This window comes from Ralstonia sp. NFACC01 (assembly GCF_900115545.1).
GTDB classification, from domain to species: domain Bacteria; phylum Pseudomonadota; class Gammaproteobacteria; order Burkholderiales; family Burkholderiaceae; genus Ralstonia; species Ralstonia mojiangensis.
Genome location: NZ_FOWV01000005.1, coordinates 58,988 through 78,772, shown reverse-complemented (window position 1 = coordinate 78,772; position 19,785 = coordinate 58,988). Strand labels below are relative to the sequence as shown.

17 protein-coding genes are annotated in these 19,785 nt (G+C 65.7%); 7 read left to right on the top strand and 10 right to left on the bottom strand.

Going from position 1 to position 19,785, the window contains the following annotated elements:
* Positions 1–139: 139 nt before the first annotated feature.
* Genes BM136_RS13830 through BM136_RS13820 form a run of 3 tightly spaced genes read left to right on the top strand, consistent with a single transcriptional unit; the run spans position 140 to position 4,591 of the window.
* Positions 140–2,170, top strand: a complete 2,031-nt coding sequence (locus BM136_RS13830; RefSeq protein ID WP_092972388.1) for an alkaline phosphatase family protein — start codon at positions 140–142, stop codon at positions 2,168–2,170.
* 30 nt (positions 2,171–2,200) lie between these two features.
* Positions 2,201–2,395, top strand: coding sequence for a hypothetical protein (locus BM136_RS13825; RefSeq protein WP_092972387.1), 195 nt, complete (start codon positions 2,201–2,203; stop codon positions 2,393–2,395).
* Positions 2,396–2,431: 36 nt separating this feature from the next.
* Positions 2,432–4,591: a phosphocholine-specific phospholipase C gene (locus BM136_RS13820; RefSeq protein ID WP_092972386.1), complete on the top strand. Its 2,160-nt coding sequence runs from the start codon at positions 2,432–2,434 to the stop codon at positions 4,589–4,591.
* Positions 4,592–5,159: 568 nt separating this feature from the next.
* On the opposite strand, the gene ampD is transcribed toward BM136_RS13820, so the two are convergent.
* From ampD to ccsA, 5 genes are read right to left on the bottom strand one after another with little or no spacing between them, the layout of a single operon-like run.
* Positions 5,160–5,756 (bottom strand): 1,6-anhydro-N-acetylmuramyl-L-alanine amidase AmpD, encoded by a 597-nt coding sequence (gene ampD / locus BM136_RS13815; protein WP_092972385.1) that lies wholly within the window; start codon positions 5,754–5,756, stop codon positions 5,160–5,162.
* Entirely contained in the window at positions 5,749–7,368 is a 1,620-nt protein-coding gene (locus tag BM136_RS13810) for a sigma-54-dependent transcriptional regulator (protein ID WP_092972384.1), read from the bottom strand. Before BM136_RS13810 ends, ampD begins: the two co-directional genes overlap by 8 nt.
* Positions 7,369–7,407: 39 nt before the next feature.
* Positions 7,408–9,447: an ATP-binding protein gene (locus BM136_RS13805; RefSeq protein WP_092972383.1), complete on the bottom strand. Its 2,040-nt coding sequence runs from the start codon at positions 9,445–9,447 to the stop codon at positions 7,408–7,410.
* Positions 9,444–9,710, bottom strand: a complete 267-nt coding sequence (locus tag BM136_RS13800; protein WP_092972382.1) for a hypothetical protein — start codon at positions 9,708–9,710, stop codon at positions 9,444–9,446. The genes BM136_RS13805 and BM136_RS13800 overlap by 4 nt, the downstream gene beginning before the upstream one ends.
* Before the next feature lie 45 nt (positions 9,711–9,755).
* Complete coding sequence (gene ccsA / locus BM136_RS13795; RefSeq protein ID WP_092972381.1) at positions 9,756–10,664, bottom strand: cytochrome C assembly family protein; 909 nt, start codon at positions 10,662–10,664, stop codon at positions 9,756–9,758.
* Positions 10,665–10,837: 173 nt separating this feature from the next.
* Between ccsA and ffh the strand changes: the two genes are divergently transcribed.
* Entirely contained in the window at positions 10,838–12,253 is a 1,416-nt protein-coding gene (gene ffh / locus BM136_RS13790; protein WP_092972380.1) for a signal recognition particle protein, read from the top strand.
* A gap of 68 nt (positions 12,254–12,321) precedes the next feature.
* Complete coding sequence (locus BM136_RS13785) at positions 12,322–12,870, top strand: hypoxanthine-guanine phosphoribosyltransferase (RefSeq protein ID WP_024979154.1); 549 nt, start codon at positions 12,322–12,324, stop codon at positions 12,868–12,870.
* Positions 12,871–12,938: 68 nt separating this feature from the next.
* Here BM136_RS13785 and BM136_RS13780 read toward each other — a convergent pair whose 3' ends face one another.
* The 4 genes from BM136_RS13780 to BM136_RS13765 form a co-directional block, all read right to left on the bottom strand.
* Entirely contained in the window at positions 12,939–13,532 is a 594-nt protein-coding gene (locus tag BM136_RS13780; RefSeq protein ID WP_092972379.1) for a MarC family protein, read from the bottom strand.
* Between the two features lie 13 nt (positions 13,533–13,545).
* Positions 13,546–14,412, bottom strand: coding sequence for a 2OG-Fe(II) oxygenase (locus BM136_RS13775; RefSeq protein WP_045204783.1), 867 nt, complete (start codon positions 14,410–14,412; stop codon positions 13,546–13,548).
* Positions 14,413–14,478: 66 nt separating this feature from the next.
* On the bottom strand, positions 14,479–15,240 hold the full coding sequence (locus tag BM136_RS13770; protein ID WP_092972378.1) for a lytic transglycosylase domain-containing protein: 762 nt from the start codon (positions 15,238–15,240) through the stop codon (positions 14,479–14,481).
* Between the two features lie 23 nt (positions 15,241–15,263).
* The gene (locus BM136_RS13765) at positions 15,264–16,988 is read right to left on the bottom strand and encodes a proline--tRNA ligase (protein WP_092972377.1); all 1,725 of its coding nucleotides are present in this window, start codon (positions 16,986–16,988) and stop codon (positions 15,264–15,266) included.
* 220 nt (positions 16,989–17,208) lie between these two features.
* Between BM136_RS13765 and BM136_RS13760 the strand changes: the two genes are divergently transcribed.
* Both BM136_RS13760 and BM136_RS13755 read left to right on the top strand, forming a co-directional pair.
* Positions 17,209–17,916, top strand: coding sequence for an RNA pyrophosphohydrolase (locus BM136_RS13760; protein ID WP_092972376.1), 708 nt, complete (start codon positions 17,209–17,211; stop codon positions 17,914–17,916).
* A gap of 5 nt (positions 17,917–17,921) precedes the next feature.
* A complete protein-coding gene (locus tag BM136_RS13755; protein WP_092972375.1) occupies positions 17,922–18,551 on the top strand; it encodes a CNP1-like family protein in 630 nt (209 codons plus the stop codon).
* A 92-nt stretch (positions 18,552–18,643) separates the two neighbouring features.
* Here BM136_RS13755 and proB read toward each other — a convergent pair whose 3' ends face one another.
* Complete coding sequence (proB, locus tag BM136_RS13750) at positions 18,644–19,768, bottom strand: glutamate 5-kinase (protein ID WP_175537137.1); 1,125 nt, start codon at positions 19,766–19,768, stop codon at positions 18,644–18,646.
* Between the last annotated feature and the right edge of the window lie 17 nt (positions 19,769–19,785).

Here is a 19,785-nt window from a genome sequence, read left to right as displayed (position 1 = left end):
AAATCCGAATAGCGGCATCAGCATTCTTGCCGCGGCTGTCACTTGAGCGACAGGCCCCCACCCTACGCTTCGGTCGCATTGCAGGGAGCGCAATCACAGCGGCAACACATCGCTGCGTACAACGACCGAGGAAATCGACATGGCTTGGAATCACCCCGCGCGCCGCCTGCTGACGGCCGCGCTGAGCACCACCGTCGCCACGACGCTGGCGACCGCATTGACCGCATGCGGCGGTAGCGACAGCAGCCCCATCGCCAACCAGGGCAGCACGGACGCGCCCACCACCAGCGCCAGCAAGAAAGTGCTGGTGGTCGGCGTAGACGGTGCCACCTATGCGCAGGTGCAGAGCGCGCTCCTGCAGCGCAGCCTGCCGAACCTGGGCGCCCTGGCGGTGATGCCGGCTTCGACGGGCGGCACGCTGGGCACCACCACCGCCCAGCCGCCGCTGGACACGCCAAGCTGGGCCACCGTGCTGACCGGCACTTGGCAGAACCGCCACAGCGTGACGGATGACACCGTCACCACCTTGGCCGCCCCGAGTGTCTTCAGCTATGCGCGCAGCGCAGCCAAGGCGGCCGGCACCACGCAACGGCTCGGCGCCGCCGTCAGCTCGGCCACGCTGCCCGCGCTGCTCAAGGCGGATCAGCAAGCCGGCAATCTCGACACGCTCGTCGATTGCGCCCAGGTGGACACCTGCGTGACGCAGAACAGCGTGAAGCTGGTGCAGTCGGGTTACGACGTCGTCTTCGCGCAATACACGGCGCCGGCAGCCGCCGCGCTGGCCTCGGGCCTGCAAAGCGATGCGTACGCGGCTGCGCTGGCCAACGTCGATCAGGCGCTGGGCACGTTGCAAGCCGCCATCGCCCAGCGCCGCACCGCCAACCCGAACGAAGACTGGCTCGTTGTCGTCACCACCAGCCACGGCCTGGACGCCACAGGCGCCACCACGTCGGCGCCGACGCTGGAAAACCGCACCGCGTTCATCGCGCTGAACAAGAGCGTCAATCCGGTGCTCGGCAAGAACGGCATGGCCGCGCCCACGTCGGAAGCCACGCTGGCGGCCCTGCCGAGCGAGGCTGACATCGTGCCGACCGTGCTGGCGCAATTGAACGCCGCCGTGCCGGCTACCGCCCACAAGTTGGATGGCGCGGCGCTCACCGCCAACGCGATCGGCGTGCGCAACGTCCAGAGCACTGTGGGCGCGTACAGCGCATCGCTGGTGCTGAACTGGCAAAACCCGACAGCAGCGAGCGGCCCCATCACCGTGCTGCGCGACGGCAAGCAGGTCGCCACACTGCCCGCCACGGCCACGCAGTACACCGACAGCAACATCGCCACCGCAAGCGGCATCTACCGCATCAACTACACGCTGGTGCGCAACAACGTGCCGGTGTCGATGCTTGCGCAGATCGCCTACGTTGCGCCGACGCCGCTGGCGACGTCGCTCACCAACGGCCTGGCCACGTATTACAGCTTCGATCCGCTGCCGCCCTCCGACCGCAAAGCCAGTTCGACGATCGGCCCGTGGGTGGCAGGCATCGACGGTGGCTCGGCCACGGCCGACCCGTTCGGCGGCACGGCGCTTTCGGTCGATTCGCGCATCGACGCCTACAAGCTCACGCAGAACGGCGCCGACATCGCGCAGAGCCCGCAGTTCACGATTGGCTTCTGGGTCAAGTCGGATTGCACGCAGGGCAACGGCACCGGCGAGCCAATCCTCGCCAACAAGGACTACTACTCCGGCTCCAATGCGGGCATCGCCATCGGATTGTGGGGCGGCTGCGAAGTGCGCTTCAACCTCGGCAGCGGCGGCAAGCGCGACGACATCCAGGGCATGAAGTTCAGCGCCAACCAGTGGGCGTATCTCGCCCTATCGGTCGACACGCAGGCCAAGCGCTTCAGCGCTTACATCCTCGACCCGGTGCTCGGCGTGCAGAAGGTGGAAGACAAGGCCATCGCCAATACCGACGTCACCAAGCTCAATGGCCTGGCCACCAAGGTCTGGGGCCTGAACGACGACGCCACGCACAACTACGTGCCCAACAACCCGGGCTCGCTCAAGGGCGTGATGGCCTACGACGACCTCGCCATGTGGACGCGCCGGCTGACGCTGGACGAACTCAAGACGATCAACGGCTCGCACCAGCCGCTGTCGACGCTGAACCCCTGATCCCCTCCCCCAACCCAAACGAGACCGCTCATGAAGCCTTTCATCAACCCTCTCGCGCGGCCGCACTGGCTGGCCGCCGTGCTGCTGTGCGCCGCCACCTTGTCGTTGTCGGCCTGCGGCGGCGATTCGAACGACGGCACGCCGAGCACGGGCCCCGGCGCCGCCCAGCCCGATCAACCCGGCCAGCCGCCGGCCAACAAGCCGACCCTGCACTGCGCTCCGTAACGCGCGGCTTCCCATCGACTTGCGTTTGAGACCGACATGACTTCCGACACGAACCACGCCAACAACGGCAGCCGCCGCAACTTCCTCAAGATGGCCAGCACGGGCGCGATTTCCGCCGCTGCGCTCGCCGCCTTCCCGCCGTCGATCCGCCGTGCGCTGGCGATTCCCGCCAACAACGCCACCGGCACGATGCGTGACGTTGAACACGTGGTGATCCTGATGCAGGAGAACCGCTCGTTCGACAACTACTTCGGCACGCTGCAAGGTGTGCGCGGCTTCGGCGACCGCTTCCCCATCCCCCTGGCCGGCGGGCTGAACGTCTGGCAGCAGACCTACGTGCCCAGCAGCGGGCCGAGCCGCACCGTGCTGCCGTATTACCTCGACAGCAGCGCCGGCAACGCGCAGCGCGTCTCGGGCACGCCGCACAGCTACCCCGATGCTCAAAACGCATGGGACCTCGGCCGCATGAGCAAGTGGCCGACCTACAAGCAGACGCAGTCGATGGGCTACTACAAGCAGGCCGAGCTGGACTTCCAGTTCGCGCTGGCCAACGCCTTCACGCTGTGCGATGCGTACCACTGCTCGTTCCACGGCGGCACCAACACCAACCGCCTGTTCCACTGGACGGGCACGAACGACCCGACCGGCGCTGCGGGCGGCCCGGTCATCGACAACAGCGGCGACCACCTCGACGCCGGCGTCACGTACAACTGGACGACCTACCCCGAGCGCCTGCAAACGGCCGGCGTGTCGTGGAAGGTCTACCAGAACATGCCGGACAACTTCACCGACAACCCGCTCGCCGGCTTCAAGGCGTACCGCGACGCCAACGCCGCGCGCGGCAACCTGGCCGACGGCAGCCCGTTCCCGCCGTACACACCGGCCGACGAGACCGTCAGCCCGCTCATCAAAGGTGTCGGCAACACCATGCCCGACGGCGGATTCCTGCAAGCGCTGAAGGACGACATCGCCGCGGGCCTTCTGCCGCAGGTGTCGTGGATCGTGGCACCGGCCACGTATTCCGAGCACCCCGGTCCGTCGAGCCCCGTGCAGGGCGCGTGGTACACGCAGGAAGTGCTCAACGCACTCACCGCCAACCCGGCCGTGTGGAGCAAGACCGTGCTGTTCATCAACTTCGATGAAAACGACGGCTTCTTCGACCACGCGCCGCCGCCCGCAGCCCCCGCCTATGACAACGGCGTGCTGGCCGGCAAATCGACGGTCAGCACGGCCGGCGAATACCACACGGACCAACACCCCTATGGCCCCGGCCCGCGCGTGCCGATGTACATCGTTTCGCCGTGGAGCCGCGGCGGCTGGGTCAACTCGCAGGCGTTCGACCACACCTCGGTGCTGCGCTTCCTGGAGCTGCGCTTCAACGTCAAGGAGCCGAACATCAGTGCATACCGTCGCGCGGTGCTGGGCGACCTGACCAGCGCCTTCAACTTCGTCAACCCGAACAACGAGACGCTGCCGACGCTGCCCAGCCGCGACAAGGCAACGGCCGACTCCATCCGCACCGCGCAAGGATTGAAGCCGCAGGTGCCCCTGCCCTCCGTTACGGCGCAGCAGATGCCGACACAAGCCACCGGCACCCGCCCCTCGCGCGCGCTGCCGTACGAGCTGCACGTCAGCGCGCGCGAAGACGCCACCAACCGCGCGCTGCGCCTGATCTTCAGCAACACCGGCACGGCCGCCGCCGTCTTCCACGTGTACGACCGCCTGCATCTGGACCGCGTGCCGCGCCGCTATGCGGTCGAGCCCGGCAAGATGCTCGACGATGCGTGGGACGTGTTCACCGCCGACAAGGGTAAGTACGACCTGTGGGTGCTCGGCCCCAACGGCTTCCACCGCGCGTTCTCGGGCGATGTAAGTGCCGTGTCGGCAGCGGGTTCGAGCGCGCCGGAAATCCGCGTGTGCTACGACCTGGCCAACGCCGAGGTCTACGTCACGATGATGAACACCGGCACCGCCGGCTGCACCTTCACCGTCAAACCCAACGCCTACCGCACCGACGGCCCGTGGACGTTCGACATCCCGGCCGGCAAGCAGCTCGACCAGCACTGGCCGATCGCGCGCCAGGGCAACTGGTACGACTTTACGGTGACGGTGCCGCAAGGCGGCTTCACGCGGCGCTTTGCCGGTCGCATGGAAACGGGCAAGGACGGCGTGTCCGACCCGGCGATGGGGACCTGAGGCAGCGCGCTGAAGTAGAAAGATCGACAGGGGAAAACGCGGGCGGCCTTCGAAAGGAGGCTGCCCGCTTGCGTTTCGTCGTCCGCAGGGAGTGACTTGCGGCGTGCCGGCGTTGAAGGGTCGAACGCCACGGTTTCACCCCCGACGCTTGAGCCTCTCATCGTGACGTTCGAGACCTTTATCTGCGCGCCCTGGGGCCCCGACCGCCGTGTTCTGAGGTTCGACCGTCATGCGCGAGCCTCAAACAGGGGAATCGTTCACGGATTGATCGACGAAATGACCCTCGGACGGTCGCGCTCCACGGTTTCACACTCGCGCGTGAGCCTCGGACCGTGACGCTCCACTGTTTTACTGTCGTGCGTGAGCCTCAAACAGTGGAGACATCGACAGTTTTACCCTCGTGCGCGACCCTCGGACTGTGGCGTTCCACGGTTTTAGGCTCGCGCGCGATGCCTGGACATTGGCGTTCCATAGTTTCACCCTCGTGCCTGAGTCTTGGAGGGTGACACTCCACGGTTTTACCCTCGCACGTGAGCTGCAGACCGTGAGACGTCAGGGGGTTGTCGCGTCAGAGCGCGTGCTGATACGGAAACAACGCCGCGTTGAACCCGCCGAGCGCCCGCAGGTGCGCCCAGTCGAAATGCGGCCCTGGATCGGTCTTCCGGCCCGGTGCAATGTCCGAGTGCCCGGCAATCGCCGTAATGGGATACGCCGCGCAGATCGCCCGCACCAGCGACGCCGTGGCGGCGTACTGCTCGGGCGTGAAGGGCAGATCGTCGGTGCCCTCGATTTCGATGCCGATCGAGAAATCGTTGCAGCGCGTTCGGCCGAAAAAGTCCGACGCACCGGCATGCCACGCGCGCGCGTCGCACGGCGCGAACTGCACGCACTCTCCTGTACGACGGATGAAGAAATGCGCCGATACACGCACGCCGCGCAACTGATCGAAGTACGGATGCGCGTCGCAGTCGAGCGTGTTGGTGAAAAAGTCGAGCACATGCTCGGTGCCGAAATCGGCGGCGGTCTGCGCAGGCGGCAGGCTGATGTTGTGCAGCACGATCAGGTCGATCGGCATGCCTTCGGGCCGCGCGTCGATATTCGGCGACGGATGCCGGCGCGCGCCATCGACCCATCCGTCAACACCGATATGCACCCGATCAGGCATCGCCGTTCAGCCCATTTCCGGCAGGTTCGCCCACGCTGCCAGGCGCTTCAATGTCCCGCGGGTCACGAATGCCAAGTTGCTGCATGCGATAGCGCAACTGGCGGAACGACAATCCGAGCAGCTTGGCCGCTGCTGTGCGGTTGAAGCCCGTCTGGTCCAGGGCGGCCAGGATCACGTTGCGCTCAACCGACTCCAGATAGGCCGGCAGATCGATCGGCAATGCCACGCTCGGCAGCGACGGCTCCGCCGGCTGCGCTACGGGGGCCGGCTCGGGCTGCGCCATCGGTTGCGGCATCCCCATGGGGCTAGGCACGGCCGCCGGCATGTAGACGGCATCAGGCCAGCTCGTCATCGGCGGCGACATCGGGTGATGGGCCGCTGCGGCAGCCTGCGCCTCGCGCGTGCGGTGGAACAGCGGCGAGCGCTCGATCTCGGCGCCCAGCGCGCCAAGGTCATCCACGTCGATCGACTCGCCTTCCGCAAAGGCGTAGGCGCGTTCCAGCAGGTTCTCCAGCTCGCGCACGTTGCCCGGGAACGGGTACGCGCACAGTTGCTGCAGTGCCGGACGCGTCAGGCGTTTGGGGCGCGGATCGCCGTAGCGGCTGGCGAGCTGTTCGAGCAGCACGCCGGCCAGCACGGGCACGTCTTCGCCCCGCTCGCGCAGCGTGGGCATGCGCAGCTCCAGCACGTTCAGGCGGTAGAACAAGTCTTCGCGGAAACGGCCAGCGGCCACCAACCGCGCAAGGTTCTGGTGGCTGGCGCAAACGACGCGCACGTCGACCGGGTCTTCGCGGCTCTCGCCGATCTTGCGCACGCGGCGCTCCTGCAACGCGCGCAGCAATTTCACCTGCATCGTGAGCGGCAGGTCGGCCACCTCATCAAGCATGAGCGTGCCGCCATTGGCCGCCTGGAAGAAACCCTGGCGATCGCTGTCGGCGCCGGTAAAAGCGCCTTTCACGTAGCCGAAAAACTCGGCTTCCATCAGGTTCTCGGGAATCGCACCGCAGTTGACCGCCACGAACGGCCGCGATGCACGCGCAGACAGCGCATGCACGGCACGCGCCGCACGTTCCTTGCCGCTGCCGGATTCGCCGCTGATCACCACCGGCGCCATGCTGCGCGCCAGGCGCATCAGCGAACGGCGCACTTCCTGCATGGCCGCGGAATGGCCGGGCAGCAGGTCGTTGGTGCGTTCAGCCAGGTCGGCATTACCGGGATCGGGATCGCGCTGCTGACGCCCCAGTGCGTTGAGTACTAGGCTGCGCAACTGGTCCAGCGAGAGCGGCTTGGCGATGTAATCGAACGCACCGGCCTTGAGCGCTTCGACCGCGTTCTCGGCGCTGCCATAAGCGGTGATGACGGCCACAGGCGTGCGATCTGCCGTGGCAGAAAGCTGGCGCACGAGTTCAATGCCCAGGCCATCGCCCAGGCGCATGTCGGTCAGCACGAGTGCGAAGCGCTGGCGGGAGAGCGCCTCGCGCGCTTCTGCCAACCCGCTGGCGAGCACGACGTCGTGCCCCATGCGGCGCAGGGAAATCTCCAGCAGCTCGCGCAGGTCGGCTTCGTCATCGACGACGAGAATGGGTTCGCGAACGATGGCGGCTTTGGACATGGATCAGCAGAAGGTCGGCAGAAATTCGCGGCCAGCGGATCATTCCGCGATCGGCACGGTCGGTTGGTCAAACATCAGGGTGATGACGAAGGCGCGGCGCGGCAACGTGTCGCGCGCCTCCATGGTCAACGCTCCGGTGCGATCGAGCAAGGATTCCAGTGCGATGGCGCCGTAACGGATCTGCGCATCGTTGGCGCTACACAACTCGCGCGCCATGTAGAGGCCCAGGCCAGTGCCTTGGGCGTCATTCGTGAAGAACGGCTCGAACAGGCTGCGTTGCTGCTCGGTCGGCACTTCCGGGCCGTCGTTCCAGATCACGAGTTCGGCGTGGGTGTCGTCCAGCGCGTAGGCTGCCAGCTGGATCGAGCCCGGCACGCGGCGGCAATAGCGCAGCGCGTTGTCGAGCATATTCCCCACCACCTGTTGCAACTGCGCCGGGTCGAATAGCACAGGCTTGTCCAGGTCGACCGCCACGCGCACGAGGTTCGGGTTGATCTCGGTTGCTTCACCTGCGCGGCGCAGGGCCTCGGCACGCCAGCGCTCCACAACTTCGGGCAGTACCTGCGCCAGTTGCACGCGCACGCGTTCGCCACGCGGGCGGCGCGAGAGCATCAGCACGTCGGCAACCACCTGGTCGAGCCGGCGCACGTTGTCACGGATGATGCGCAGCAGGCGGGTCTCCACGCCGGAGCTTTCCGGGCGCACGTGTGCGCCGCCATCCTGGCCGTCGCCCGGATCGTCCAGCAGTTCCGCGGCTTGGCTGATCGCGGCCAGCGGGTTGCGGATCTGATGCGCGACGCTGGCCACCAGCCGCCCCATCGAGGCCAGCTTTTCCTGCTGGGCCTGCTCCGCCACACGCTCCCAGCTTTCCACATGGACGAGCACGGTGTCATGCAGCTCGTGACGCAGAAACACTTCGTCATCCGCCGACCAGCCCTGCGGGATGGCCTCGGCCGATGGAATGCGCGGACGCATCTCGGCGCCCTCGCCCAACAAGCTCAGGCCGATCGAGCTGACAAGGCTATCCATATAGACACTGCGCAGGTTGGCCAGGCTCGGCAGGATGAAGCGCAGGCGCAGGCGGGCGCTCAACATGGCGCGGCCAGTCCGGCCACCCGAGGCGATGGGCAGCAGGTCGAGGATGCGCGGTGCGTCGTCGTCGCCGGTGCCATCGGAGGGACGGCTCTTGCGGCGCAGCCACTGGCGCAGCGTTTCGAGCAGCGGGCGCAGGTGTGGCACGTCCTTCAAGTCAAACAGCATCGCACCGCTGCCGACAAACGCGCTCTGCGGCACGCCCAGCAGCATGGCTGCGGCCGGGTTGGCGGCAACGACACGGCCGTCGGCACGCACCAGCATCACGCCGTCCTGCATGTCGTAGACCATCAGGCGGTTGACGAGCTGTTGCAGGCGCAACTCGCGCTCGCGGGCCATCGTCAAACGTTCCTGCGCAATCTGACGATGCGACAGGCCGTACATCGTCGACGCGGCCATCATGTAGACCAGGCCGTACAGCCCGGCAGATGCCAGCCCCGGCGCAATCACGCCGTCGCTCATCATCTGCAGGAACGGATCGGCCAGCACCACGATCGAGGCCACGGCCGCCGTGAACAGCGCAAACAGCAGGCTGGTGAGCGCGCCGGCGGCCAGCACAGGCACCAGCAGCACCATCGCCACGCTGGCCGACAGGCGCGAGAGCGTGGCATACGCCAGCCCCAGGAACAGCAGATCGAGCACCACGTCCAGCCGCACGCGGAATTGGAATCGCGTGCGCCACCAGCCGGCCGCCGCCAGAATCAGCAGGGCCATCGCCAGATACGGCAGCGTCAGGCTGAGCAGGGCGTCGCTATTGGGCAGGCCGACTGCGTCGTTGTGCTCGCGCGGCACCATCACGAATAGCAACAGCACCAGCGCCACGGCTGCGCGGCTGAAGGCGAAATAGCGCAGCAGGCGCCATTGGAATTCAGGCGGATCGGGCTCCAGCCAGACCGATCGGATTGCGCGCCAGGCGTTCAGGCGCGAGAGCAGGCTGCGCGCGGCGGACGGCGTTGCCCGCGCGACCCCCGACGCTTCGGGTGTCATGTGTTGCCCCGGTCAGCATGCTCGGGGCAGCGATAGCGGCCGCCCGGCAGCGCGATCATGCCGGTGCGCGGTGCATGCACGCCGCACACGGCACATTGCTCGATGGGTTGCGAAGCCTTGGGCTCAGGAGTGCGATTGGGCGCGCCCTGCCCGCGCGAGGCTGTCTGGCCCTGCCCCGAAGAGCGGGAGGAACGCGTCCCGAGGCGGCTCAACCACCACCAGCCGGCGAGCAGCATCAGGATCAGCAGGACAGGACGGGACATGGGGAACAGACAAGGACAAGTAACGGCGCAGGCGCCAGGGGCGCACTAGGCGCGATGCAGGATGACTTCGAGCACGAAGCGGCTGCCCACGTACGCCAGCAGCAGGATCGCAAAGGACGCCATCACCCAGCGAAGCGCCACACGTCCGCGCCAGCCGCGAAAACGTCGGCCGATCAGGATGCCACCGAACATCGCCCAGGACAGCACGGCAAAGATGTTCTTGTGATCGAAATGGAAGGCGCTGTGGAACAGCTGTTCGGAGAACAGCACGCCCGAGGCAATCGTCAGCGTCAGCAGAACGAAGCCCGCCCCGATCAGCCGGAACAGCAGTTTTTCGAGCGTGAGCAACGGCGGCAGCAGATCCAGCCAGCGACTGAACCAGCTTGCCTCCGGGCGATTGATGGTGTGCAGGCGACGCTCTGCAGCCAGCATGAGGATCGCGTGGAATGCCGCCAGCGTGAACAGCCCGTAGGCGACGTTGGCAATAGCGAAGTGCAGCTTGAACAGCGGGCTGGCCGCATAGCCGAGTATTTGCGTGCCGGGGAAGGCCACCGGCAGCAGGCTTCCGACCAGCGCCACCGGCATCACCAGCAGGCCGAGGCCGGCCAGTGAGAAGAAGAGGCTTTCGATCCAGAAAATGCCCACGCCCAGCCAAAGCATGGCCGACAGCGCATAGGCAAAGCCAAATACCATGGCGCTGGCCGGGAAGATCGTCTCGTGCAGCAGGAACCCGTGTGCGATCAAGGCGGCCAGCAAACCCCAGCGCCACCAGGCCGGGACAGTGTCGGCAGCGCCCGGAGGCGGCGGAACGAGCACCGTGGCACCCGGCGATTGACCGCCTGCCGCCATGGCTCCCGCCGGGGCCTGGGCACCCAGTCCACCGCGTCGCGCCCACGCTACCGAAGCGAGGATGCCGTAGAGAAGCGCCGTCAGCGCATACAGTACAATTGCCATTTGCACAGTTTACCGCAGCGCACCCCGGTTTTGGCTGGGGCCCGCCCCCGTCGAAAGCCTCGTTGGGCGGCAACGCAACATGCGCGCATTAAGCACATTCCCTGCCGGTGCAAACCAAACGCGCGCCGGCCTCCTCTTCATCCCGTCCCCAATTCCGGATCTCTGTCACTGTCATGCTGGATAACCTGACCCAACGGCTCGCGCGCGTGGTCAAGACCATGCGCGGCGAAGCGCGCCTGACCGAAGCCAACACCGCCGAGATGCTGCGCGAAGTCCGCCTGGCACTGCTCGAAGCCGACGTGGCGCTGCCGGTCGTGCGCGAGTTCATTGCCCGCGTCAAGGAAAAAGCGCTCGGCGAAGACGTCATCACGAGCCTTTCGCCTGGCCAGGCGCTGGTCGGCATCGTCCAGCGCGAACTGACGGCCATCATCGGCGGCCTGGAAGCGCTGGAAGGCGTCGGCAGCAACATCATGGGCGGCCGCGCGGCGGAGCTGAACCTGAACGTCACGCCGCCCGCGATCATCCTCATGGCCGGTCTGCAGGGTGCGGGTAAGACCACCACGGTCGGCAAGCTCGCCAAGTGGCTCAAAGAGAACAAGAAGAAGAAAGTGCTGACGGTGTCGTGCGACGTGTATCGCCCCGCCGCCATCGCGCAGTTGAAGACTGTTTCCGAGCAGGTCGGCGCGGACTTCTTCCCCTCTCAGCCGGACCAGAAGCCGGTGGACATTGCCGCCGCAGCACTGGACTGGGCCAAGAAGCACTACCACGACGTGCTGATCGTCGATACCGCCGGCCGCCTCGGTATCGACGAGGCGATGATGCAGGAGATCGCCGCGCTGCACGCCACGCTCAAGCCGGCTGAAACGCTGTTCGTGGTCGACGCGATGCTCGGCCAGGATGCCGTCAACACCGCCAAGGCCTTCAACGACACCCTGCCGTTGACCGGCGTGGTGCTGACCAAACTCGACGGGGATGCGCGCGGTGGCGCGGCGCTGTCGGTACGTCACATCACGGGCAAGCCGATCAAGTTCGTCGGCGTGGCCGAAAAGCTCGACGGGCTGGAGCCGTTCTATCCCGACCGCATGGCCCAGCGCATTCTGGGCATGGGCGACATCCTGGCGCTGGTGGAAGAAGCCCAGCGCGGTGTCGACATGGAAGAGGCGCAGAAGCTTGCGGCCAAGATCAAGAAGACCGGCAGCTTCGACCTCGAAGATTTCAAGGCGCAGATCGGCCAGATGAAGAAGATGGGCGGCCTGGGCAGCCTGATGGACAAGCTGCCGGCACAGTTTGCGCAACAGGCGCAGGGCGCCAACATGGACCAGGCGGAAAAGCAGGTCCGCCGCATGGAAGGCATCATCAACAGCATGACGGCCGCCGAGCGTGCCAAGCCCGAACTCATCAAGGCGAGCCGTAAGCGCCGCATTGCCGCCGGTGCGGGCGTGCAAGTGCAGGAAGTCAACCGTCTGCTCAACCAATTCGAGCAGATGCAAGGCATGATGAAAAAGCTCAAAGGCGGCGGCATGATGAAGATGATGCGCGCCATGGGCGGCATGAAAGGCGGCATGAAGGGGATGTTCGGCGGCCGCTGAGCGGGCTACCCTCCTTCCTGAATCGCACCTTTGATCCACACACCGAACCGTTTCACCGAACTGACAAGATGCTGAGCGCAGAACAGGCCCGCGAACTCTGGGCCAACTCCGAAGAAATCGTCAGCGAAGACGCCGTGCGCGGCTCGCTGGACCGCATGGCCGAACAGATCACCGAGAAGATCGGCGACACCTTCCCGATGGTGCTGTCCGTGATGGGCGGCGCAGCCGTCTTTACCGGCATGCTGCTGCCCAAGCTGGCTTTCCCGCTGGAGTTCGACTACATCCACCTCTCGCGCTACAACAACAAGACGGTGGGCGGCGAGATGCAGTGGCGGGTGGCACCGCGCGAGTCGGTCAAGGGCCGTACGGTGCTGGTGCTGGACGATATCCTCGACGAAGGCGAAACGATGGCCGCCATCCGCTCGCGCATCATCGACATGGGCGCCGCCGAGTTCTACTCCGCCGTGCTGTGTGAGAAGACGCTCAGCAAGTCCAAGCCGCTGTACCCGGACTTCTGCGGCTTCAACGTGCCGGACCGCTACGTGTTCGGCTGCGGCATGGACGCCAAGGGCTACTGGCGCAATCTGCCGACCATCCGCGCGCTCAAGAACACCTGAGGCGGCACCGCGGCAAACAAAAAAGGGCGACTAATGTGTCGCCCTTTTTATTTGCCCACGCCCTGCAGTCAAAGCTGGTGCGCGAACGTGCGGATGCCCTTGAGCAGCATCTCCACCGAGATCGCCACCAGAATCAGCCCCATCAGGCGCTCGAACGCCATCACCGTGCGTTCACCCACGAGGCGCTGGATATGCGTGGCGCTCAGCAGCACCACGGCGCACACGGCCATCGTCGCGCATAGCGAGCCGACCCACGTCCACATGCGCCCGGGCGCCTGTGACACCAGCAGCATCACCGTGGCCATCGCCGACGGCCCCGCGATGGCCGGAATCGCCAGCGGCACGATGAAGGGCTCGCCCGTGGGCTGCGACTCGGCAGCCCCCTCACGCGGGAAGATCATCCGCAGTGCGATGAGGAACAGCACGATGCCACCTGCAATCTGCAGCGACATGTCGGTCAGGCTCATCATGCGCAGGAAACTCTCGCCAAAGAACATGAAGACGAGCAGCAGCACGAACGCAATACCGACCTCGCGCAGCACAACGCGGTTGCGGCGCTCGGGCGGCACCGGCCGCAGCGCCGAGATGAAGATGGGAATGTTGCCGAGCGGATCGGTGATCAGCACCAGCAGGACAGTCGCGGAGAGGAACGTATATTCCATCGCCTAACGTCGATCAGGCGCCGCGACGGTATGGGCGTTCACGCAGCCATTTGGTGGCGATCCATTTTTCACCGCGTTCGACCGGCAGCCCGGCATGCAGCGTGTCTTCGTCCAGTGTGCCGTCGGGACGCTTGTAGACGAAAAAGACCGCGTTGCCCTTGACCGGCGCCACCTCAAGCCCGAGCTTCGGAAAGCCCGTCGCGCCACCAGCCTGCACGCTGTTCAGGTAGATGACCATGGTGGCCACGCGCTGGCCGCCAACTTCGAGCTGGCGCGCCTCGCCGCTGCGGCCCGGGTTGAAGAAATCGAAGTGCGGTTGATATTCGCCACCGGGCTGGTAGTTCAGGACCTGGAAGCCTTCACCGTGTTCCACCGGCACGCCCACCGCCTGTGCGATGCGTGCCTCGATCTTGGCGATCAATGGATGCTCGCCCACCTGGAACATGCCGCCTTGGCTGGTGCGCGCCGAAATGAGGTTCTCCTCGCCCGTATCGGGGTTCACCACGGGCGAACGTTTGAGGCGGTTGCGCCCGATCGCGATCAGTTCGTCACACTCGGCGTCCGACAGAAAATGCTGGAACAGCACGATGCGCGGCGTTTCGATCGCAAACAGGATGGGGATGTCGCCATCGGCGGTATGCACTGCGTTGCTGTTTTCGACCGCCTGATCGGCGACGGGTGTGGGCGCGGGCGCAGCAATCGGGGCGGGCGCGCGGGCGGTCAGCGCCTCATCAACAACACGGCGCGCGAAGGCGCGGTCGTAACCGGATTGCACCATCGACGCCACCAGGGATTCGGCTTCGAAACCTTCGGTCACGTGACGCTGCAGCCAGTCGCGCAGCGCGTCAGACATGGTCGCGTACGGTTGGGTGGTGGACATGCGGGATGGGGATGCGGGCGAGCGAGAGATGGCCCTATTGTAGGCCGACCGCTCGCCGACGGAAGATCACGAACCGCCGGCCGGACCCCCAGCAATACGCAGCGGGGAGAACGGATTGCGCGCCGGAACTTCCGGCAACGCCTTGGCGCGCGGCGTTGGCGAGACGGGCTCGGCAGGAACCGGCGCAGACACCGTCATCGCGCTCGACTCCTGATACTGCCAGCGCTTCCAGGCGGCCAGCACGGCATTCGGATATTGCGGCTGCCCGCGGCTACCGTTGTAGCGGCCCAGCGCCAGATACAGATTGCCGCCTTCCATGTCGAGGTAATGACGCAGGATCGTGCAGCCGTAGCGCAGATTGCTCTGCAGATGGAAGAGCTTGCGCGCGTCGTTGTCGCCGATGCTGCGTGTCCAGAACGGCATCACCTGCATCAGCCCCATCGCACCGGCACTGCTCATGGCGTACTTGCGGAAACCGCTTTCCACCTGGATCAGGCCGAGCACCAGCGCCGGGTCCAGGCCTGCGCGCTTGGCTTCGTAATACGCCGTCTCGATCAACTCGACACGCACCGATGCCTGCGGAATCTTGCCCGACATGCGCACCGACATCTCGGCCAGCCAGCGCAGGTAGCCGAGTTGCTCGTCGTTGCTGGCAAATACTGGGCGCAGGGGGCGGCTGTCGGCCACCGCGGCTGACAGCGCGCTGCGCACGGAGTCCGCCAGGTACTCCTCTTTCTGGGCGCCCGCCCATGCCGCCTGCGTGCCCGCGAGCAACGTCCCTGCGCACAGCGCAGTGGCGATCAGGCGGGGGGAAAACAAGCGGGGCATGCGTGGCGGGTCCTGTCGTTGCGTTACTGCGCGAGACGCGCCGTCAGCGTAGCCAGCACGTCGGCCGGTGCCACGGCGGTGGCGGCTTCGTCGCGGCGGCCCTGGAATTCCAGCTTGCCTTCCTTCAGGCCTCGGTCGCCCACCACCACGCGGAACGGCACGCCGATCAGCTCCCAGTCGGCGAACATCGCGCCGGGGCGCTCGCCGCGATCGTCCAGCATCACGTCGATGCCGGCGGCGACCAGCTCGGCATGCAAGCGATCGGCCTCGGCGCGCACGGCGTCGGAGCGGTCGTAGCCAACCGGGCAGATCACCACCTGGAACGGGGCGATCGACGCCGGCCAGATGATCCCGCGCGCATCGTAGTTCTGCTCGATGGCCGCACCCAAGATGCGCGTGATGCCGATGCCGTAGCAGCCCATCACCATCGGCTGCGTCTTGCCGTTTTCATCGAGGAACGTCGCGTTCATCGCCTCGGAGTAGCGCGTGCCCAGCATGAAGACGTGACCGACTTCGATGCCGCGGCAGATCGCCAGCGTGCCCTTGCCGTCCGGCGAGGGGTCGCCGGCCACCACATTGCGCAGGTCGTAGACCTCAGGCTCGGGCAGGTCGCGGCCCCAGTTCACGCCAGTGAAGTGGTAATCCTCTTCATTGGCGCCAATGACAAAGTCGCTCATGACCGCAACGGCGCGGTCCGCCACCACCTTGATCGGCTGCTTGCTGCCGATCGGGCCCAGGTAGCCCGGAGGCGTGCCAAACGCGCGCAGGATTTCCCCTTCCGTGGCGAAGCGGAATTCGGCCAGGCCCGGCACCTTCGATGCCTTGACCTCGTTGAGTTCGTGATCGGCACGCAGCAGCAGCATCCAGATCTGCGGCTCAGCACCCTCGACTTCCGTGGCCAGCACGATGGATTTGACGTTGCGCTCCAGCGCAATGCCCAACTGTTCGGCAACCGCCTCGCACTTGGTGCGGCCTGGCGTGTGCGTCTTGGTGAACGCCTCCGTCGGCGCAGCGCGCGGCGTGGCCGGTGCGAGCGCCTCGGCGGCTTCGATATTGGCGGCGTAGTCCGAATCGGGGCAGTAGATGATGGCGTCTTCGCCCGTCTCGGCGATCACGTGGAATTCCTGCGAACCCGATCCGCCGATGGCGCCGTTGTCAGCCGCCACCGCACGGAAATCCAGCCCAAAGCGCCGGAAGATGCGCATGTAAGCGTCGAACATCTTCTGATACGACACCTTCAGCCCCTCGGCGTCGCGGTCGAAGGAGTACGCGTCCTTCATGGTGAATTCGCGGCCGCGCATGATGCCGAAGCGCGGGCGACGCTCGTCGCGGAACTTGGTCTGGATCTGGTAGAAATTGACCGGCATCTGCTTGTACGAGCGGATCTCGGTGCGGGCGATGTCGGTCACCACCTCTTCGGAGGTCGGCTGGATGACGAAGTCGCGCTCGTGGCGGTCCTTCACACGCATCAGCTCGTCGCCCATCTTGTCCCAGCGGCCGGTTTCCTGCCACAACTCGGCCGGCTGCACCACCGGCATCAGCACTTCCACCGCGCCGGCGGCATTCATTTCTTCACGCACGATCTGCTCGACCTTGCGAATCACCCGCAGGCCCACGGGCATATACGTATAGAGACCTGCGCCGAGCTTCTTGATCATGCCGGCACGCATCATCAACTTATGCGAGACGATCTCCGCGTCGGAGGGCGCTTCCTTGAGCGTGGAAATGAAGAATTGGGACGCTTTCATGCGACTGACAATAAGGGATGACGCAGCCAACCAAAGCCGCGAAAACAAGGGCAAAAGCCACCGGAATCAGGAGATGAGACGAGGCGCCAGGCGCACATTCGCGCAATCGGCACCCCTCCCCCAGGAGGCGCGAGTGAGCGGCAACATTTCGGCTTCTGTGACAGCCGAGCGACGGGCCGCTCTATAATCGGCGTAATTCTAAAGTATTCGAGGTGCAGTCATGCTCGATCGTGAAGGCTTCCGCCCGAACGTCGGCATCATCCTCATCAACGCAAGAAACGAGGTGTTCTGGGGCAAGCGCATTGGCGAGCACTCCTGGCAGTTTCCACAAGGCGGCATCAAGTACGGCGAGACGCCCGAACAAGCGATGTTCCGCGAACTGCACGAAGAAGTCGGCCTGTTGCCAGAACACGTCCGGATCGTCGGTCGCACGCGCGACTGGCTGCGGTATGAGGTGCCGGACAAGTTCATCCGCCGCGAAATACGCGGCCACTATCGGGGCCAGAAACAGATCTGGTTCCTGCTGCGCATGGTCGGTCGCGACTGCGACATCCAACTGCGTGCCACCGAGCATCCGGAATTCGATGCTTGGCGGTGGAGCCAGTACTGGGTGCCGCTCGAAGCCGTCATCGAGTTCAAGCGCGAGGTGTATCAGCTGGCGCTGTCGGAGCTTTCGCGCTTCGTGCAGCGGCAGACTCGCGCACCGCTCTCGCCTTACGGGCGCGGCGGGCAGCACCGTGAGCGCGACGGACGAGATGGGCGCGAGGGCCGCGAACGTTCCGGCGGCCAAAGCGGCCGAAACGAGCAGTATGCCCAGCCGGCCCTGACGGTTACCACCACGACGGTCATCGTCGAAACGGTGAGCGTATCCGCACCTGCCCCCTCCCTTCCCAACCCTGACGACACGGCTCCCAAGGACAATTCGTGAATCTGATGACGACGACACGTGGAGCGCGCCGCGCTCTCGTGCCGCTCGCGCTGGCGGCTGCGCTAGCGTTGACGGCATGTGGCCATAACCGCACCGGCGACCTCGAAGACAAGCTCTTGATGGACCCGTTCAACGACAAGCCTTTCAAGGAAGACGCCGTGACCTTCCCGGCCCCGCCGGTCGACCGTGATGCCGTGCCGTTCGATGTGGGCGGCCGCACTGATTCGCCACTGCGTTTTGCCATCGATCCGAAATCGGTGTCGATCGGCAAGGACAACGTGGTGCGCTACACCGTGCTGATCACCAGCAAGACCGGCGCGCGCAACGTGAACTACGAAGGCCTGCGCTGCGACACGGCCGAGCGACGCATCTATGCGACGCTGCGCAATGACTCCAACCAGTGGGTCGGGAACCGCGCGGTCGACATGAATGAAACCGCAAATGCTGAATCCGCCAGCATGAACGCCTACAAGCCGGCCACCGATTGGCAGCGCGTTGGCAATGGCGGGCCGACGGACTATGCGTCGGCCCTGATGCGCTCGTACTTCTGCGACGTGCGCTCAGTAGCGGGAGATGGAAAGGCGTCTACGCTGGTGCAACGGCTGGGCGGCAGCGGGCGCTATTTCGGGCCGTAAACGCCTGGAGATTTTGATTGGACGTTGGTGGCCAACCTCTCCTTTCGCCCCCCCTGCCGGGGCCGAAGAGGGCAAGCCACCAACATCCCAACTCAGAGCAATACCAGATTGTCCCGGTGCACCAACTCGGCAGCACTCACATACCCCAGCACCGCCTCGATCTCCGAAGACGACTTCCGCGCAATCAAGCGGGCCTCAGCTGACGAATAGTTCGTCAACCCCCGGGCAACTTCCAGCCCCGCCGCGTCCACGCACGAGATCACTTCGCCGCGCGCAAACTCCCCCTGCACTTCGGTCACGCCAATCGGCAGCAACGACTTGCCGCCGGCCGTGAGTTTTTCTACCGCACCGGCATCCAGCACCACGCGACCGCGCAGCTGCAGATGATCGATCATCCACTGCTTGCGCGCCGCCATCCGCCCGGTCGGCGCGCGAAGTTGCGTGCCGATGGCCTCGCCGCTCGCCAGCCGCGCAAGCACGTCAGCCTCGCGGCCCGACGCGATGATCGTGTGCGCGCCGGATTTTGCCGCGCGCTTGGCCGCCAGAATCTTCGTCAGCATGCCGCCCTTGCCGATACTCGAACCGGCACCGCCGGCCATCTGTTCGAGATCCGGTGTGCCGGCTTGCGCCTCGTCGACAAAGCGAGCGCCTGGGTCCTTGCGCGGGTCAGCGGTGTACAGGCCGCGCTGGTCTGTCAGGATGATCAGCGCATCGCCTTCGATCAGGTTGGTGACAAGCGCCCCCAGCGTGTCGTTGTCGCCGAACTTGATTTCATCGGTGACGACGGTGTCGTTCTCGTTGATGATCGGCACGACACCGAGGCTCAGCAGCGTGAGCAGGGTGGAGCGTGCGTTGAGATAGCGCTCGCGATCGGCCAAATCGCCATGCGTGAGCAGTACCTGCGCTGTGCGGATGCTGTGCCGCGCGAACTCAGATTCGTACACCTGTGCCAGCCCCATCTGCCCGACCGCAGCGGCGGCCTGCAACTCATGAATTTCCTTCGGACGCTTGGCCCAGCCCAACCGCTGCATGCCCTCGGCGATGGCGCCGGAGCTGACCAGCACGACCTCCTTGCCCGCCGCCCGTAACGCCGCAATCTGCGCGGCCCAGCGGGCAATGGCGGCCTGGTCGAGGCCACGGCCATCGTTGGTAACCAGGCTGGAACCGACCTTGACGACAAGGCGGCGCGCATCGGCAATCAGCGAATGCAGGGCCATGGTGGGCGTGTCTCCGA

Coding starts and splice junctions, on each gene's coding strand:
- BM136_RS13830 (WP_092972388.1), top strand. CDS start 140: ATGGCTTGGAATCACCCCGCGCGCCGCCTGCTGACGGCCGCGCTGAGC.
- BM136_RS13825 (WP_092972387.1), top strand. CDS start 2,201: ATGAAGCCTTTCATCAACCCTCTCGCGCGGCCGCACTGGCTGGCCGCC.
- BM136_RS13820 (WP_092972386.1), top strand. CDS start 2,432: ATGACTTCCGACACGAACCACGCCAACAACGGCAGCCGCCGCAACTTC.
- ampD (WP_092972385.1), bottom strand. CDS start 5,756: ATGCCTGATCGGGTGCATATCGGTGTTGACGGATGGGTCGATGGCGCG.
- BM136_RS13810 (WP_092972384.1), bottom strand. CDS start 7,368: ATGTCCAAAGCCGCCATCGTTCGCGAACCCATTCTCGTCGTCGATGAC.
- BM136_RS13805 (WP_092972383.1), bottom strand. CDS start 9,447: ATGACACCCGAAGCGTCGGGGGTCGCGCGGGCAACGCCGTCCGCCGCG.
- BM136_RS13800 (WP_092972382.1), bottom strand. CDS start 9,710: ATGTCCCGTCCTGTCCTGCTGATCCTGATGCTGCTCGCCGGCTGGTGG.
- ccsA (WP_092972381.1), bottom strand. CDS start 10,664: ATGGCAATTGTACTGTATGCGCTGACGGCGCTTCTCTACGGCATCCTC.
- ffh (WP_092972380.1), top strand. CDS start 10,838: ATGCTGGATAACCTGACCCAACGGCTCGCGCGCGTGGTCAAGACCATG.
- BM136_RS13785 (WP_024979154.1), top strand. CDS start 12,322: ATGCTGAGCGCAGAACAGGCCCGCGAACTCTGGGCCAACTCCGAAGAA.
- BM136_RS13780 (WP_092972379.1), bottom strand. CDS start 13,532: ATGGAATATACGTTCCTCTCCGCGACTGTCCTGCTGGTGCTGATCACC.
- BM136_RS13775 (WP_045204783.1), bottom strand. CDS start 14,412: ATGTCCACCACCCAACCGTACGCGACCATGTCTGACGCGCTGCGCGAC.
- BM136_RS13770 (WP_092972378.1), bottom strand. CDS start 15,240: ATGCCCCGCTTGTTTTCCCCCCGCCTGATCGCCACTGCGCTGTGCGCA.
- BM136_RS13765 (WP_092972377.1), bottom strand. CDS start 16,988: ATGAAAGCGTCCCAATTCTTCATTTCCACGCTCAAGGAAGCGCCCTCC.
- BM136_RS13760 (WP_092972376.1), top strand. CDS start 17,209: ATGCTCGATCGTGAAGGCTTCCGCCCGAACGTCGGCATCATCCTCATC.
- BM136_RS13755 (WP_092972375.1), top strand. CDS start 17,922: ATGACGACGACACGTGGAGCGCGCCGCGCTCTCGTGCCGCTCGCGCTG.
- proB (WP_175537137.1), bottom strand. CDS start 19,768: ATGGCCCTGCATTCGCTGATTGCCGATGCGCGCCGCCTTGTCGTCAAG.